The organism is Pseudogulbenkiania sp. NH8B, assembly GCF_000283535.1.
GTDB classification, from domain to species: domain Bacteria; phylum Pseudomonadota; class Gammaproteobacteria; order Burkholderiales; family Chromobacteriaceae; genus Pseudogulbenkiania; species Pseudogulbenkiania ferrooxidans.
The window spans coordinates 2,112,155-2,127,786 of record NC_016002.1 but is presented as its reverse complement, the minus strand read 5'-3'; the positions used below and the strand labels follow the sequence as shown (position 1 = coordinate 2,127,786).

At 64.4% G+C, this 15,632-nt stretch carries 18 protein-coding genes and 1 riboswitch; of the genes, 13 read left to right on the top strand and 5 right to left on the bottom strand.

Features of this window, described 5'->3' with window-relative positions; genetic code table 11:
* Window positions 1-7: 7 nt before the first annotated feature.
* Window positions 8-868: an urease accessory protein UreD gene (locus NH8B_RS09790; protein ID WP_051002157.1), complete on the bottom strand. Its 861-nt coding sequence runs from the start codon at window positions 866-868 to the stop codon at window positions 8-10.
* Between the two features lie 346 nt (window positions 869-1,214).
* On the opposite strand from NH8B_RS09790, the gene NH8B_RS09785 reads away from it, so the two are divergent.
* The 9 genes from NH8B_RS09785 (at window position 1,215) to NH8B_RS09750 (ending at window position 7,988) form a co-directional block, all read left to right on the top strand.
* Window positions 1,215-2,600 (top strand): sensor domain-containing diguanylate cyclase, encoded by a 1,386-nt coding sequence (locus NH8B_RS09785; RefSeq protein WP_014087175.1) that lies wholly within the window; start codon window positions 1,215-1,217, stop codon window positions 2,598-2,600.
* Between the two features lie 285 nt (window positions 2,601-2,885).
* A complete protein-coding gene (locus NH8B_RS09780; RefSeq protein WP_014087174.1) occupies window positions 2,886-3,245 on the top strand; it encodes a COG4315 family predicted lipoprotein in 360 nt (119 codons plus the stop codon).
* 12 nt (window positions 3,246-3,257) lie between these two features.
* Window positions 3,258-3,785, top strand: coding sequence for a sigma-70 family RNA polymerase sigma factor (locus tag NH8B_RS09775; protein ID WP_008954164.1), 528 nt, complete (start codon window positions 3,258-3,260; stop codon window positions 3,783-3,785).
* Entirely contained in the window at window positions 3,782-4,567 is a 786-nt protein-coding gene (locus NH8B_RS09770) for an anti-sigma factor family protein (protein ID WP_014087173.1), read from the top strand. Before NH8B_RS09775 ends, NH8B_RS09770 begins: the two co-directional genes overlap by 4 nt.
* A 45-nt stretch (window positions 4,568-4,612) precedes the next feature.
* The gene (locus tag NH8B_RS21090) at window positions 4,613-4,768 is read left to right on the top strand and encodes a hypothetical protein (RefSeq protein WP_014087172.1); all 156 of its coding nucleotides are present in this window, start codon (window positions 4,613-4,615) and stop codon (window positions 4,766-4,768) included.
* A 64-nt stretch (window positions 4,769-4,832) separates the two neighbouring features.
* Entirely contained in the window at window positions 4,833-5,252 is a 420-nt protein-coding gene (locus NH8B_RS09765) for a quinol oxidase (protein ID WP_014087171.1), read from the top strand.
* A 3-nt stretch (window positions 5,253-5,255) separates the two neighbouring features.
* Complete coding sequence (locus NH8B_RS09760) at window positions 5,256-5,882, top strand: LolA family protein (RefSeq protein WP_014087170.1); 627 nt, start codon at window positions 5,256-5,258, stop codon at window positions 5,880-5,882.
* A 29-nt stretch (window positions 5,883-5,911) separates the two neighbouring features.
* The gene (locus NH8B_RS09755) at window positions 5,912-6,403 is read left to right on the top strand and encodes an SRPBCC family protein (protein WP_014087169.1); all 492 of its coding nucleotides are present in this window, start codon (window positions 5,912-5,914) and stop codon (window positions 6,401-6,403) included.
* A 91-nt stretch (window positions 6,404-6,494) separates the two neighbouring features.
* The gene (locus NH8B_RS09750) at window positions 6,495-7,988 is read left to right on the top strand and encodes a DUF3300 domain-containing protein (protein WP_014087168.1); all 1,494 of its coding nucleotides are present in this window, start codon (window positions 6,495-6,497) and stop codon (window positions 7,986-7,988) included.
* Between the two features lie 79 nt (window positions 7,989-8,067).
* Here NH8B_RS09750 and NH8B_RS09745 read toward each other — a convergent pair whose 3' ends face one another.
* On the bottom strand, window positions 8,068-9,186 hold the full coding sequence (locus NH8B_RS09745; RefSeq protein WP_014087167.1) for a nickel/cobalt efflux protein RcnA: 1,119 nt from the start codon (window positions 9,184-9,186) through the stop codon (window positions 8,068-8,070).
* 102 nt (window positions 9,187-9,288) lie between these two features.
* Here NH8B_RS09745 and NH8B_RS09740 point away from each other — a divergent pair, with 102 nt between their 5' ends.
* Complete coding sequence (locus tag NH8B_RS09740) at window positions 9,289-9,561, top strand: metal/formaldehyde-sensitive transcriptional repressor (protein WP_014087166.1); 273 nt, start codon at window positions 9,289-9,291, stop codon at window positions 9,559-9,561.
* A gap of 55 nt (window positions 9,562-9,616) precedes the next feature.
* Here the strand turns inward: NH8B_RS09740 and NH8B_RS09735 are convergent, their stop codons facing one another.
* Window positions 9,617-10,621 (bottom strand): sodium:calcium antiporter, encoded by a 1,005-nt coding sequence (locus NH8B_RS09735; protein WP_014087165.1) that lies wholly within the window; start codon window positions 10,619-10,621, stop codon window positions 9,617-9,619.
* 93 nt (window positions 10,622-10,714) lie between these two features.
* Window positions 10,715-10,827: riboswitch (yybP-ykoY riboswitch) on the bottom strand.
* A 317-nt stretch (window positions 10,828-11,144) separates the two neighbouring features.
* On the opposite strand from NH8B_RS09735, the gene NH8B_RS09730 reads away from it, so the two are divergent.
* Complete coding sequence (locus NH8B_RS09730) at window positions 11,145-11,531, top strand: hypothetical protein (protein WP_014087164.1); 387 nt, start codon at window positions 11,145-11,147, stop codon at window positions 11,529-11,531.
* A gap of 282 nt (window positions 11,532-11,813) precedes the next feature.
* The gene (locus tag NH8B_RS09725) at window positions 11,814-12,158 is read left to right on the top strand and encodes a cupin domain-containing protein (protein WP_008954152.1); all 345 of its coding nucleotides are present in this window, start codon (window positions 11,814-11,816) and stop codon (window positions 12,156-12,158) included.
* Window positions 12,159-12,276: 118 nt separating this feature from the next.
* Here NH8B_RS09725 and NH8B_RS09720 read toward each other — a convergent pair whose 3' ends face one another.
* Complete coding sequence (locus NH8B_RS09720; RefSeq protein WP_014087163.1) at window positions 12,277-12,792, bottom strand: lipocalin-like domain-containing protein; 516 nt, start codon at window positions 12,790-12,792, stop codon at window positions 12,277-12,279.
* Between the two features lie 649 nt (window positions 12,793-13,441).
* Here NH8B_RS09720 and NH8B_RS09715 point away from each other — a divergent pair.
* Window positions 13,442-13,846 carry a hypothetical protein gene (locus NH8B_RS09715; protein WP_014087162.1) on the top strand — a complete coding sequence of 135 codons (405 nt, stop codon included), beginning with the start codon at window positions 13,442-13,444 and terminating at the stop codon, window positions 13,844-13,846.
* 132 nt (window positions 13,847-13,978) lie between these two features.
* On the opposite strand, the gene NH8B_RS09710 is transcribed toward NH8B_RS09715, so the two are convergent.
* Window positions 13,979-15,616: an electron transfer flavoprotein-ubiquinone oxidoreductase gene (locus NH8B_RS09710; protein WP_014087161.1), complete on the bottom strand. Its 1,638-nt coding sequence runs from the start codon at window positions 15,614-15,616 to the stop codon at window positions 13,979-13,981.
* Window positions 15,617-15,632 lie beyond the last annotated feature (16 nt).

The following is a 15,632-nucleotide window of genomic DNA, read 5'->3' as shown; positions in this document are numbered from 1 at the left end:
TGTTGGTTCAGGTCGCCCAGATGCGCGGCGATGAAGCCGGGCGGCCGTGGGTGAAGGGGTGGATCAAGGCGCGCAGCTGGCGCAGCCAACGGTGCGCGTCCTCGGCCGAGTCGCCGATGAAGCGCGCCAGCCAGACCTCGGGCAGTTGCGTGGCGGCGGCGCGGCCCACGGTTTCCACCTCCAGCGCCGCCTGATGCAGTTCATCCGGCAAGGCCGGGCCGGCCCAGACCAGGGTGGCGACCACGCTGTGGCCGGCCAGCCCCACCGGCGAGGCGAGCAGTGGACTGGCGCCGGGCAGCACGGCGTGCTCGCACCAGATCAGCCGGCCGTCGCGCTCGATCTCGACGCATTGGCGCCACTGCCCGTGGTCGAAGCGCTCACCACAGGCGGGGCGGCCGAGGCAGGTCACATCGCCGTACAGCAGCCGGGCGTCGCCCGCGAGCCGGATGCGGCTTTCCAGTCGCACGTCTGCGCCGGCGTAGAGGATGGTTTCCTGCGGCAGCCATTCCAGCCGGGCACCGTCGGCCAGCGCGAGCGTGACGGACTGGCTGGCAGGACGTCCGAAACCGTCGTACCACTTGGCGGCACCTGGGCTGGTGATCAGCACATCGGCGCCCTCTTCCAGCGAGACGTCGATGCTCAGCCGGTCGCCGCCGGCAATACCGCCGGGTGGGTGCACGATGATGTGCTGGCACGTTCCAGCCGCATCGATGAAATGCTTTTGCACCCGTAACGGGCCGACATGGCGGCGCTGCACCGGAATCGTGCCGCCAGGCCGGCGGGCATAGCCCAGTTCCAGTGCCGCATGCCAGCCGGCTGACAGGCTGGCGGGTAATCGCGATGACAAGGAGGCAGGCGCTCGTTCCATAGTCGTTTCAATCAAGCCGTGTTGAGACCGGTCTGAACACCACAGCAAATTTCATACCGGGTTGGAGAAATCCTGATCGCACGGGTTGCCACACGCGCCGTACCGTCTGCGGCGGCCTCACCACCGCATGACGTCGAGCTGGCCAGCCAAAGGCGGAGTGACAATTGCATAACCCTGTTGGTATTATTCACACCCGCTGAGAGCCCCCTCCCTCTCCGCTTAGCCCGTCCGTCTCCTGACTGCCCCTACCTCAAGGCAAATGGCCCATCGCGTGGAGCAGGCAGAACACCATCACCGAGTCCAACGACCACCCACATTGACAAGAAACCGCCTAGAACGGTGCCCCATGGAAGACAGCTTCTCGACCGCCCCCTCCCGCCGCAGCCTGCTCCTGGCCGGCCTCATCGCCACCGCGATGACGGCCGCCGTGCTCATGATCCTGCCCGACATCGACGTCCCGACCGCACTCGGCGGCAATCTGCGGCCGGTGCAGATCACCGCCCTGACCGTCACCAACAGCATCATCGCCTACCTGGTGCTGCTGCAGTTCTATGCCGACCACAAACTCAGCAACGGCCTGCTCAGTGTCGCCTTTGGCTACTCGGCCCTGATGTCCGGCTATTTGTTGATCAACCTGCCCGGGGTGTTTTCCGCCCGCGGCGGTTACCCGCTGGGCTCCCACATGGCGACCTGGCTCTGGCTGGCACGTCTTGGCGGCACCGCTTTTCTGATCCTGCTGGCCATGCTGGTGCTGCAGCGGCAGCAGGACCGCCCGTTATCGAAACGCGTTCGCTGTCAGGCACTGTCCCTCTGTGTACTCTCCCCGTTCGGCCTGGCCTGGTTCGCGGTGACAGTGCTGTCGCGGCTGGTACCGGACCTGAACAGTCTGGTCAAGGACAACGGCGATTACAGCGCGCTGACCCACAGCGGCATTGGCGCCTTCCTGCTCGCAAGCTGGTTCGTGGCCTTGTTGAGCGTCCTGCTGGTGACGCGCCTGCGTAGCGCGTTCCACTGCTGGCTCGCGCTCAGCTGCTATTCCTATCTGCTGTACCTGATCACCGTGTGCTCTTCATCGATCCGCTATACCGTCGGCTGGCACGCCTCGCGCTTTTTCGAGCTGGCCGCCGCGGGCATCATGCTGGGCGCCTTGCTGTTCGAGGTGCTGAAGCTGCAGACGCGGCTGCAGCACTCCTACCGCCAGGCCTACGAAGCGTCGATCCACGACAGCCTGACCGGACTCTCCTCGCGCCGCCATTTCGATGCCGTGCTGAAAATGGCGCTGCAACAACAAGCGCGACACCAAGCGCCGCTGACCCTGCTGATGGCCGACATCGATTTCTTCAAGCAGTACAACGACCATTTCGGACACGTAGAAGGCGACCGGTGCATCCAGCGGATCGCCGCGTGCATGGCCGAACAACTGCGCGGCGGCGACACCGTGGCGCGCTACGGCGGGGAAGAGTTCGTCGCCATACTGCAGTATTGTGACCTGGTGCCGGCACGGCAAGCCGCCGAACGCTTCCGCGCCGCGGTGGAAAGCCTCGCCCTCCCTACCCCGCCCGGCAGCCTGCGACCGGTGGTGACAGTCAGCGTCGGGCTGTATTGCCATCCGTCCAACAGCCCGGCGACGGCGGGTTGGCTGGTGGAACAGGCCGACCGCTCGCTCTATGCCGCCAAACGCGCCGGCCGCAACCGCATCGGCTCGTGCGAAACCTCCCCCTCGGCGGCTTAGATCGCCAGCCGCTCGCGCGGGCTGTAACCCCGCTCACAACCCATCCGGCCATCCCGCCGACTCCTTAGCCATCGGGCCATCTCACCGCCCCATCCCGCTGCCATCGACTAGGCTTAGCCCATGGCGATGCACTTTTTTTGCGCCTTCCAGATTAGCAACGGGAATAAACCTGGCCGCTGAAACGTTTAGTGTGTGTAGACACGATGCGCCGGCCGCGCACAGATTCGGCGCCGGCAAAAAACACCCCTGAGATTCCCGATTTTCCTACTCACAAGGAGCATAACCATGAAACACCCCCTGATCCTGCTGGCACTGGGCAGCACCCTGGCTCTGCCAGCATTGGCCGAGTCACCCAAGATGATGCACGGCATGGCGGTCGACGATCACGGCATGACCCTCTACACCTTCGATAAGGATGGCAAGGACACGAGCACCTGCGCCGGCCCTTGCGCCGACAACTGGCCTCCGGCCGTGGCCGATTCGTACGACAAGGCCTCGGGTGACTGGGGCACGATCACGCGCAGCGACGGCAAGAAGCAGTGGACCCACAAAGGGCACCCGCTCTATCGCTGGTCGATGGACAAGAAGCCGGGCGACACGAACGGCGAAGGCTTCAAGGGCATGTGGCACACCGTCAAGCCCTGAGCCCGGCGGGCCATGAGTTTCGAATCCGACCTGCTGGTCTGGCTGCCGCACCTGCGCCGCTACGCCCGGGCACTCACGCGCGATCCGGCCTGGGCCGATGACCTGGTGCAGGACACGCTAGAGAGGGCGTTGAGCAAATGGCGCTGGGGGCGCGGCGGCAATCTGCGCGCCTGGCTGCTGACCTTGTTGCGCCACCGCTTCATCGACCAGTTGCGCTCCCGGCGCGAGGTGGCATTCGATGATGAGGAAGCCCCCTGGCAGCAACAGCCGGCCGCCACCGGCGAGGTTGACGGGCTGCTGTTGCGCGACGTGGAGCGCGCCCTCTACCGCTTGCCCCTGGAACAGCGCGAAGTGCTGCTGTTGATCGCGCTGGAAGAGCTCAGCTACCAGGAAGCCGCCAAGGTCCTGAAGGTACCGGTGGGCACCGTGATGTCGCGCCTGTCGCGGGCAAGGGAACGCATGCGTATCTTGCTGACCGAGCCCGCGGCCGATGCGACACCCGGCCGGCCCCCATTGAAAGTAGTGAAGCACTCACCATGAACGAGCCACGCGACACCACCGCCAACACCCCTGACAGCGCCGACGAGCTGCGTCCGCTGTCGGCGCTGGTGGATGGGGAACTGTCCGACGCCGAGCGTAGCGCCTTGCTGGAGCGGCTCGGCCATGATCCGGCCGCCGCCGCGCGCGTGGCGCATTACCGCAGCCAGAACGCGGCGCTGCGGCGGCTGTTCCCGCTCGCCGGCGAAACCGCGAGTCTGTTCGTGCAGCGCCGCACGCCATGGTGGCAACTGGGCGCGGCCATCACCGGGGGGCTGGCCCTCGGCCTGATGCTCGCCATCATGCTGCCGGCACAGCTGCTGCCCGGCGGCTTCGGCCAACCTGCCTTTGCCCAGCGCGCCGATCTGGCCTATGCCGTGTACGCCCCGGAACGCCGTCACCCGGTGGAAGTCACCGTCCGCGAAGAAGCGCACCTGCTCAGTTGGCTGTCGGCCCGGCTGAAGCGTGCGGTAACGGCGCCGTCACTCGGCGAGTATGGCTACGCACTGGTGGGGGGGCGGCTGCTGCCGGGCGAATCCGGCCCCGCCGCGCAGTTCATGTACCAGAACAGCACAGGCAAACGCCTCACGCTGTACATCTCTCCCTACCCCTCCCGCGAAATCAGCTTGCGACTGTTGCACAACGGCGCGAGCCGTACCGCCTACTGGGCCAACCACGGCATGGGCTACGCCCTGTCCGGCACCGACAACGAGCCCCGCTTGCGGGCGATCGCTGCCGACGCCTGCACGGCGCTGGGGGGCGACGCGGGCGCCTGGTCCGGTTAAGCCGGGCCGGCCCCTTTCCCAACCCGATAGATGAAGGAGATTGACATGGACAGGAAGCACCGGCTGACCGGCTGGCTGCTGTTACTGGCTCTGGCCTTGGCATTGCCTCTCGGCGGCTGCCACTCGATGGGCGACCCAGGGGCGACACCGACGCACGACAGCGACATGGGCGACCACGGCCGCGGCGGGGGCGGCTACTGACCCCGGCATCACCACAAGCCGGGCGCCGCTCCCGGGCGCGCCCGGACGAGACACAGGAGTCACCATGCACAGGACCAGACTCACCCTCGCCGGGTTGGCATTGGCACTCGCCCTCCCGCTGAGTGCCGGCACGGCTCGTGCCACCGACGAACCCTATCGGGTGCCGATGGCCAGCGACGGCGTACAGCACGTCGCCATCGTCGGCGGCAGCTATTTTTTCAGGCCCGCCCACATCGTGGTCAAGGCCGGCACCCCGGTCGAACTGTCGGTCAAGGTCGAAGCAGGGCTCATCCCGCACCGCTTTGTCCTCAAACTGCCGCCCGACCAGGTCGACATCGACAGCCGCCTGGGCGAGGAGCCCCGCTCTTTCCGCTTCACCCCGACCGTGGCGGGGCGCTACCCCTTCCATTGCCCCAACAAGCTGCTGTTCCTCAAGAGCCACGAAGAAAAAGGCATGGCCGGCGTGCTGGAGGTCGTGGAGTAAGCCATGCTCTGGCCCTTGCTTGCCACCGCCCTGATCGTCCCGGCCGGCCTGACGGACCCGATCGCCGCCGCACAGCAGCAGTTCGAACAGCTCGACAGCTACCGGGTCACCGTCCGCTCGAGCGCACCGCACACCCGTCAGCAAGTCGTCCGTTACGCCTACCGCAAACCGGGTTTCGTACGCATGGAGTTCGTCACGCCGCATCCCGGGGCACTGATGATCTACAGCCCGCACGGCAACAAGGTCCGGGTCTGGCCCTTCGGCCAACCTGGCTTCGCGCTGACGCTAGCGCCCGACAACCCGTTGATCCGCGGCCCCCACGGGCACCGTATCGACCGCTCCCATGTCGGAATGCTGTTGCAAGCGGTGCACATCCTGCAGGCCGGTGGCGACACGACGCCACTCGGCAAGGGCACCATCGGCCACTGGCCCGTTCAGGGATGGAGCATCACCGGCGCCCCCGGCAACACGGTGGCCGGCGTGCATCGCTTCCAGCTCTGGCTGACGCAAGGCACGTTGTTCCCGGTCAAGGTGGTCAGTTTCGGTCTTGACGGCGAGCAGCAGGAAACCGTGCTGATGGACGACGTGGAAATCGACGTCCCGCTCGCTGCGGATTTTTTCCAGCCCTGAACCGTCAAACACAGGAAAACCGTACAGCCATGGCGGAATACCGCTTCTCCACCCTGTGGTACCTGGAGGCTCCCGTGGAGGCGGTATGGGACGCCATCTACCACTCGCGCCGCTGGCCCAGCTGGTGGCGCGGCCTGGAACAGGTGCTGGACCTGGAGGCCGGCGACGACAATGGCCTCGGTGCGGTACAGCGCTATACCTGGAAGAGCGTGCTGCCGTACCGGTTGACCTTTGACATGCGCGTCACCCGCATCGAACCGCTGGTTTGCCTGGAAGGCACGGCGAGCGGCGAACTCGAAGGCCATGGCCGCTGGAGTTTCAGAAAAGAAGGTGTGATCACCGTCGTCTGCTACGACTGGCAGGTGCGCACCACCAAGCGCTGGATGAACCTGCTGGCCCCGGTAGCCCAACCGCTCTTCCAGTGGAATCACGACGCCGTGATGACTGCCGGCGGACAGGGCTTGGCCCGTCTGCTCGATACCCGGCTGATAGCCATGACCCATCGACACCCGGCAAGGTAACGATGGCTTGAGCGGGCGACCACGACATTGCCCGCAACCCCGAGTCACCCGGCTGACGCCCGACTCGCCTTGCATGCCCTGGAGGCCCGCCATGCCCCAACGCATCCGACGTTTTATGACACAGTGCCTGGTCCTGATTTTTGCCGCTGCAATGGGCCTGGCGACCACCCCGCCCGCCGTCGCCCAGGACGCCGTGTACACCCAGGCAGAGCTCGACCAGATGCTCGCGCCCATCGCCCTCTACCCGGATTCGCTGCTGACGCAGGTGCTGATGGCATCGACCTACCCGCTCGAGGTGGTCGAAGCTGCGCGCTGGTCGCGCGATCACCCCGGGCTCAAGGGCGACCAGGCCGTGCGCGAAGCCAACCGCAACGACTGGGACCCGAGCGTGCTGTCCCTGCTCGCCTTCCCGCAGGTGCTGCAGATGATGGACGAGCACCTGGACTGGACCGAGCAGCTCGGCGACGCCTTCCTGGCCCAGGAAGACCAGGTCATGGATACCGTGCAGCGCTTGCGGGATAAAGCCTGGGAGCAGGGCTCCCTGCGCTCCAACCGCTACCTCCGGGTCGCCCGGGAGCACACGGTCATCGTGATCGAGCCGGCCGACCCGGAAATCGTCTACGTCCCGTATTACGACCCGCTGGTGGTCTACGGGGCATGGTGGTGGCCGGGTTATCCGCCCTACTACTGGATCTGGCCCGGTTACTACGTCGGGCCGACCGTGGGCATCTACTGGGGCACCGGCATCACGGTCGGTGTCGGCTTCTTCTTCGGCAACTTCGACTGGCCGCGCCGCCACGTCACCATCGTCAACGTCAACAACTACTACTTCCGCCCGCACGTCACGCACCGCGAGTGGCTCGACCGCAAGGGGCCGTTCCGTTGGGAGCATGACCCGTCACGACGCGGCAATGTCCCTTACCACGGCTTCACTCCGCGGCCGCCCGAACGCGTGGCCCCGTCGGGCGAACCGCGCCAGTTCCCGCGCCAGCAGACTCAACCGACCTCGCCCGCATTGCAGCCCAAACCGGATCTGAGGCGCGACATGCCCGTCATCATCAATCCGGCCCAGGCACCCGAGACGCGGCGCCGTCTCGATCAGCGCCCCGAAATTCCACGTGGCGAAGGGGAACGACGCGACCGCCGCATCACACCGCCCGGTCAGGATCACCGGCTCATCGACGTGCCTCGCTCACCGCGGCCGCCGGCGGAGTCGCCCCAGATCATCCGCCCCGAGTCGAGCCGGCCACGCCCGCCGGAGCCCGGCAGCAGCGAACGTCGAAACGACAACCGCCGTTTCGAGCAGCGCCAACCCGGAGCCGAGACACCGCGCGTGCCACGTTCAACGGGGATGCCCACCATTATCCGGCCAGAGCCAGCCCGGCCCCGTCAGCCGGACGTCGGCGTCCCAGAACGACACAGAGCTCCCCCTCAAATCGAGCGGCGCCAGATCGAGCGCCCCAACGCTGCCCCTTCCGCCCGGCCCTCGTTCGCTCCTCGCCCCGAGGAACCGCGCCGCGGCGGCCAGGTTCCTCCCCGCCAGATCATCAACCAAGGCAACCCGGGCAGCGGGCAGGATCATTAAGAACAACAGCCCGGGCGCGCCATGACATGGCGCGCCCGGGCTGTGCGGAATGGTCTGGCCTGAAACGCCACCCTCGGCGTCAGAGCAAGACTCTCAGCCCCTGGTAGCCGACATACAACCCGACCAGCACGATCAGTGCGCCGGAAAAATACGGCGCCTTGCGGGCGAACTCGCCAAACCCGCTCCAACTGCGCGAGACGTGCTTCACGCTCAGCGCGGCCAGCGCGCCCGATGCCACCATCGTCAGTGCCAGACCAATGCTGAAACACAGCACCAGCGTGGCGCCGAGGGCGATCTTTTTCAGCTGCAGACACAACAGCAGCACCGTGATCGACGCCGGGCACGGGATCAGCCCGCCGGTCAGGCCGAACAGGATGATCTGGCCGGTGGTCACCTCCCGGTTGGCAAAGCGGCGGCGGATGTCGTTGGCGTGGGCCAGCTCGTGCGGGTCCTGGTACCCCGGAGCAGACAAATCCAGCCCCTCGTAATCCTTGATCGAGTGATGATGGTCCGGCTCGACAAACTCCACGTCGTAGTCGTGGTGGTGCTGATCGTGCCCCAGACTGAGCCGGGCAACGAACTCGTGCGGCTCCGGAATGGTTTCCAACGACTCCACAAAGCCATCGCGCTGCACGAAGGTGAAACCCTGGCGGCTGCCGTCGGCCCGCTCCGTCTCGATCCGCACCTGATCGGCCGGCCAGCGGTGGCCGTGTTTGCTCGCGTGGTACAGACGGAAACGCGGCGGCACGCCCTGTTCGAACACCTCCAGCCGGACGACACCGTGGCCGGTGTCGATAAGCTTGGCCTCGTCATGGTGATGGTGATGGTCGTGGTGATGGTCATGATCGTGCGCCAGTTGCTGATTGCGCCAGGTGCGCCAGATCATCCACGCCGCTACACCGATGATGAGCACCGCGGAGGCCACCTGAAAATAGGGTTCCGTCGCCTCCGCGCTCCAGTTGCGGCCGAAATACAACCCGGCCATCGCCACCGCCCACACCACCGCCGTGTGCGACACGGTCGCCGACAGGCCCAGCAACACCGCCTGCGTCAGGGTGCCGCGAATGGCAACGATGAACGCCGCCATCATGGTCTTGGAATGCCCCGGCTCCAGGCCGTGCAGCGCCCCCAGCAGGATGGCGCTCGGGACGAACAGCCAGGCATTGCCTTGCTGCAACAGGATCGAAAACTCGGGCATGGCGCACTTTCACAACGTGTGATCAGATCGGCGCATTATACTACCCCCCAGTATATGCATGTTACCCTTCCGTCCATTTTTCAGGCATGAGGTAAAGCGGACATGGCACACACCGTGAGAGACAAGGCCAAACTGCTGGCCCGAGTCAGGCGGATACAGGGGCAGACGGCCGGGCTGGAAAGATTGCTGGACAGTGAAACGGACTGCACCGCCGTGCTCCAGCAGATCGCCGCCATCCGCGGCGCGGTGAACGGGCTGATGGCCGCCGTGATCGAAGGCCATCTGACCGACCATGTGGTCAAGGAAGCCGAGCAGGCGCAACGGCAGCGCGATCTGGATGCCGTGCTCCAGGTCATCAAGTCGTACCTGAAATAGACCCGCCACGGCGCAGCGGGCCAAGCCGGCCAGGATACCTTGGCCACGCGCTCATTCAGTGCGGGAAATAGGCCGCCACCAGCAAGGCAAAGACGCCGTACAGCGAGCTCACGCCGAGCAGCACCCGGCCATCGACCGCGCCGCGGCGGAAAATCCGCCATAGAAAGAGAATCGCCAGGGCGGTGATGACGCCGGACGCCAGCAGCGTGCCATCGAACTGCCAGGGCGTGAAAAAGATGCCCAGCGCGCTGGGAATGGTGGCCTGGATCATCATGGCACCGGAGATGTTCGCCAGCGCCAGGCGCTCCTTGCCTTGCCGCACCCAGATCAGGGCATTCATGGTTTCCGGCAGCTCGGTCGCCACCGGGCTCAGCAGCAGCGCCACCAGGTGCGGCGACCAATGCAAACCGGTGCCGATCGCCTCAAGCTGGCCGACAAAGACATGCGACGCCACGCTGATCACCACCAGCGCCAGCACGACCTGCAAACCCGCCCACGCCAGCGAGGGCTCAGCCATGTTGGGGCGGATTTTCAGCGGCTCCAGCTCTTCTTCCTCCGGGGCGGTATCGCTGTCACGGATTTCCCGCCAAACGTAGACGCCATACGCCATCAGGAACAGCACACCCAGCCACGGCTTGATGGCAAAGGCCACCAGCCCCAGCGTTACCTTGACCGCAAACACGGCAAGAAAAGCGGCCTGGTCCCGGCTTAGACGGACATGATCCACGCGCACTTCGTGCGTTTCACGCGCCAGACGTCGACGGTTCAGCATCAAGGCAAAGCCGACCACGGCGTAGGCCAAGGTTGCCAGAACGAGCGGGCCACCCATCGCGGCGCCGACTCCGAGATCTTTCTGAGCGGGGGTGTTGCCGAAAACCACGGCAGTAAAAGTGACGGCACTTTCCGGGAGGGCGGTACCGAAGGCGGCCAGCACCGAACCGACGGCCGTCGCCCCCAGATTCAGACGACGACCAAGCCATTCCACACCATTGACGAAGAATTCACAGGACCAGTAAATGGCCCCGGCGGAAAGGAAAAACAGGGTGAAAGCGAGAAGCATGAGAGTAATCCGGCCGGGCGAGCAAGAATCCAATGGCGCGACGATACGCCTCGCCCGGCCTGGGTAAGCGCATCGCGGCCAAAGGTCTCGCCTGGCTCTCTCTGCTGGTGCAGAGGCTGTTCACGCCATGAGGCTATGGCCTCAAGTTTGTTGACGTGAACTCCTTAGCAAGGGGCTAAGGATGGCTACTCCCCAATGACAACATTGCCATTTTAACAGTCCTCACCCCACCTGTCTCCATGAGTCCCGCGTTTTCTGCATTCGACATCATGGCCCTGACCGAAGAAAAATGGACTGCCCTGGAGCAGTAAATCCGTGACAACCGCTTAGCCGGCGACCAAGACGACACCATGCCGCCTGGAGGCATCACGATGTCGGTTTTAGGACGGATGGCCACGCGCTCGTCCGCCACCATGAACGTCATATCGATCGATGATCTCACCGTGCGGATCGCTGGCCGGAGTGGTGGCTTTCGGCCAACGGCGGCTCCGCGGCAGCACTGTTTCAAGGAAAGGACGACTGCATGAGCACACGCTACGCCGGCTACACGCTGGCCGAAATCAAGGAGGCGGCGACGACATCCGCCGACGACGGCACGCCAGTCCCGACTAACCCCGCCATGCTGCTGGACCTGATCGGCCGAATCGAGGAACTGGAACGCGCGCACGACACCGTCTGGCTGGCCGGCTTCAAAGCGGCCCAGGAAACGGCGGCCCGGCAGTGCGACACGTTGGCCGAAGAATTCTACAGCGCCGCTGCCATGCGCTGTGCCAGCAGCGTGCGCGCCATGCAGCCATCCGCGTCCTGCGAGGCGACCACCAGCGAAGCGTCCGACAGGCACCCCCTCCGCCCCGTCGAGGCGGAATGGCCTCACCCCGATGGCTTCCCGGCCATCGCCGGCATGCCTTGAGTCCTGCTTGCCGCCCTCTCAATTTTTTATCGACGCCAGCCCTGGAGCTGGCGTTTTCATGGCCACAGCGCCCTCTTCGCCCCCCTTGAGTAACGAGGACGCCTCGGTGCGGCCGCCGCCCGCAAGATCGGCGAGCGCCACGCACCGACCACGTCAGGCAGTTGCGGGTTACGGTCTTGCTGGCGTCGCGTTTACAGGCAATTCCATGTCGAAAACAGGCAGTTGCCGGCATGGTATTGAACCTATGATGACGAACCTTTCATCAGATCGTTTGGAGCCGACATGTCCGATTTCATCACCGTCCTGCGCGAAACCTGCCCCACTCCGGTGGTTGACGCCACCAAGTGGAAGCGCATCGGCGGCGACCCGCACACCGTGAACCTCAACGCCTACCTCTCGAAGGACGGCAGCAAGATCATGGGCACCTGGATCTGCACCCCGGGCAAGTTCGAGGTGAACTACGAAAAATGGGAGTACTGCCACTTCCTCGACGGCTACTGCATCATCACGCCGGAAGGCGAGCAGCCGGTGCATCTGAAGGCCGGCGATGTGTTCGTGATCGAACCTGGCATGAAGGGTACCTGGGAAGTAGTGGAAACCGTGCGCAAGTATTTCGTCTTTGCCTGAGCCTTCAGGTCTGCACGTTGGGCTGAGCCGAGCACAGCCCAACGGCCTCCCCTCGATGGGGGGGCATCGTGTTATGCAACCTCATGACCGGCCACGACCGCCATGCCTATGCCGGACGCTATTTCGCCCGCTTCAACACAACCTCGGCAATGCCGTCGCCTGTCGATGCAGGGGTTTGCCACGTAAGCTCGTCTCCAGTCACCGTGAACGGTCGTTTCTGCTCAGTTCCGTTCCAGTTCGGAAACGTACTGGTTTCTATGTGGAACGTGATGGTCCTGTTCGCCTCGTCAACGGTGTATCTGCCGAAGTGAGCGATCGACCCTAGCACAACGGCCTTGTTTTCCTCCGGGGTGCCCTCCATCCGACTGGTGGATGCGAATTTGGCCTGTCCAGCCCGCACCGTCATCAAGATATAGCGGCCATTGCTATCAAAGTTCGCCTGGCCCTGTGGATTCGGACCGAAAAGAGGTATTCGCGTCCCATCGGAGCGGATAAGGTCAACGGAAACATAAGACCAGGTTCCGACGATTTGGTCCTTCAGGGCAGGTTGTGCCATGGTCGCGCTCCAGGGCAATGCCATGCCAAGAACGAGCAACGCCAGCGAGGCCCGCATGCGGGCGCTGAATCTGTGCATGATACTTCTCCCACTAAGGCCCAACCCACCTTGTCCGGATGACACTTTTTCTTGGATAGGGCGACATCGCCAGCGGCACGTGGCGGTGAGCCTGCCCTGACTGGATCGCTGGCGATGGGTACGTTAACCATAGCCAAAACACCTCGGCGCCGACAGGCCCGGAGCGGCCGGAAGAATGGCCGCCGGTGAGGCCCGGCAATACGATGGAGCGGGACAAGGGACAAGGGGCATGCGCGGCGTGGGTGTGGCGACGGCCCGGTCGACACGGTTGCTCAGGGTCGATTCTGCACAGGCAGCAGATGGTGCGCGGCACAGGACTTCGAGTACGCCCTATCAAGGGTTGTGGGTTACGGACCTTGATCGGCACCCCGATGTGATGGTGTCGCCGACACGGATCCTGGCCGATGGGCTCAGTACGCCGGCCGGCCCCACACTACTCCATTGGCCCGATAGGCATAGTGAATTTTCCAGTGATATGATGTTCGAGTGATCGGCTTTGTTGCCTTGCGGCAGCAAACCAGTGCTCCCCGGCGGTCATGCCAACTGGGCGGCTGATCCATTGCTATTGGCTCAGGCGCCGCCGGCACAAGGGGTATCGGATGAGCGCCTGTCATCTCCATGGCCAGCTCTTAACCGATTGAGATCACTCATGAATTACAAAAAATTCACGGCAATGTGCGTTACCCTTTTGGGGCTCAGTGCTCCGTCCTTTGGCTGTACGTTCACCTGGCACCACTATGGCCCGGACCAGGTCAACGATCTCATGAAAGCCAAAATCGGCTCCGCCGTGTCCGACGAGTACTGCAAAAAGTACAACGCCAAATACGAAATCGTCGTCATGACGGATACGTACGTGAATTCTCAGAGAGCCTTGGCGCACGTCTCGGTCGGTTTGCGCAAACGTGGCTCGAACACTTTCCCTTCAAACCGATTCAGCGCTTACAAATTCGAGGATGGCGATTTCGTGATTGGCAAAGGCTACGCCTTGGCCTCGGCTCTCGCCATCGACACGGTCATGGACGTCATGTCAGACCTCAAGTCGTACACCAACTAAACCAACCGGTTACGCCCACCCCAGCCAACGCCCTCACACGAGGGCGTTTTCTATATGGCGTCGTCAAACCGGCAGAAAAGGGCCTCGGCTAAGCAAGAACACCTTCCGGAGATTTGCTTCGGGCAATCCGTATCACATATTGGGGTAATTCGGCCCGCCACTGCCTTCCGGCGTCACCCAGTTGATGTTCTGGGTCGGGTCCTTGATGTCGCAGGTCTTGCAATGCACGCAGTTCTGCGCGTTGATCTGCAGACGCGGTGTACCTTCGTCACGGCCGACGATCTCATACACCCCGGCCGGGCAGTAGCGCGTCTCCGGCGCGTCGTACTGGGCCAGATTGATCTTGATCGGTACGCTGGGGTCCTTCAGCTTGAGGTGCGCCGGCTGGTCTTCGCTGTGGTTGGTGTTGGAGATGAACACCGACGACAGCCGGTCGAAGGTCAGCACCCCGTCCGGCTTGGGGTAGGCGATCGGCGTGCACTCGTCCTTGGGCTTGAGGCATTCGTGGTCGGCGTGCTTGTGGTGCAGCGTCCACGGTGCCTTGCCGCGGAACAGGTAGGTGTCCAGCGCCGAGTAGAGCATCGCCGGCCACAGCCCCCAGCGGAACGCCGGGCGGATGTTGCGCACGCGGTGGAGTTCGTCGTAGAGCCAGCTCTGCTTGAACGTGGCGGTGTACGTGGTGGCCTCGAGCGGCTGGCCTTCCTGGGCCGAGGCCAGCGCCTCGACGATCGCCTCGGCGGCGAGCATGGCGGACTTCATCGCGGTGTGCGTACCCTTGATCTTGGGCACGTTGAGGAAGCCGGCGGTGTCGCCGATCAGCACGCCGCCCGGGAAGGTGAGCTTGGGAATGCTCTGCAGCCCGCCCTCGGAGATGGCGCGCGCGCCGTAGGACAGGCGGCGCCCGCCTTCGAACACCCCGCGGATCGCCGGGTGGGTCTTGAAGCGCTGGAATTCCTCGTACGGCGACAGGTAGGGGTTCTGGTAATCGAGACCGACCACGAAGCCGACCACGACCTGGTTGTTTTCCAGGTGATAGAGGAAGGAGCCGCCGTAGGTGGCGGTGTCCATCGGCCAGCCGGCGGTGTGGGTGATCTTGCCCGGCTGGTGCAGCTCCGGTTTTACCTCCCACAGTTCCTTGATGCCGATGCCGTAGGTTTGCGGGTCGGCGCCGTTACGCAGCTTGAAGCGCTCGAACAGGGTCTTGGTGAGCGAGCCGCGACAGCCCTCGGCGAACACGGTCTGCCTGGCCCACAGCTCGATGCCGGGCTCGCCGTCCTGGTCGCCGTTCTTGCCGGTGCCGACGTTGCCGGTGGCCACGCCCTTGACCGAGCCGTTTGGGTGGTAGAGCACTTCGGCGGCGGCGAAGCCGGGGTAGATCTCGACGCCGAGTTCCTCGGCCTGCTGGCCGAGCCAGCGGCAGAAGTTGCCCAGGCTGATGATGTAGTTGCCCTCGTTGTGCATCTGCGGCGGGGTGGGCAGCGGGATCGACTCGGTCTCGGTCAGCAGCAGGAACTGATCCTTCTGGGCCGGGGTGTTGAGCGGCGCGCCCTTGTCTTTCCAGTCGGGGATCAGTTCGTTCAGCGTGCGCGGTTCGAGCACCGCACCGGAGAGGATGTGAGCGCCGATCTCGGAGCCCTTCTCCAGCAGACAGACGCTGATGTCCTGGCCCTTGTCGGCCGCCAGCTGCTTGAGGCGAATCGCCGCGGAGAGCCCCGAAGGGCCGCCGCCGACGATCACCACATCGTATTCCATGTAGTCACGCGTACTCATGACGGTTTATTTCCCC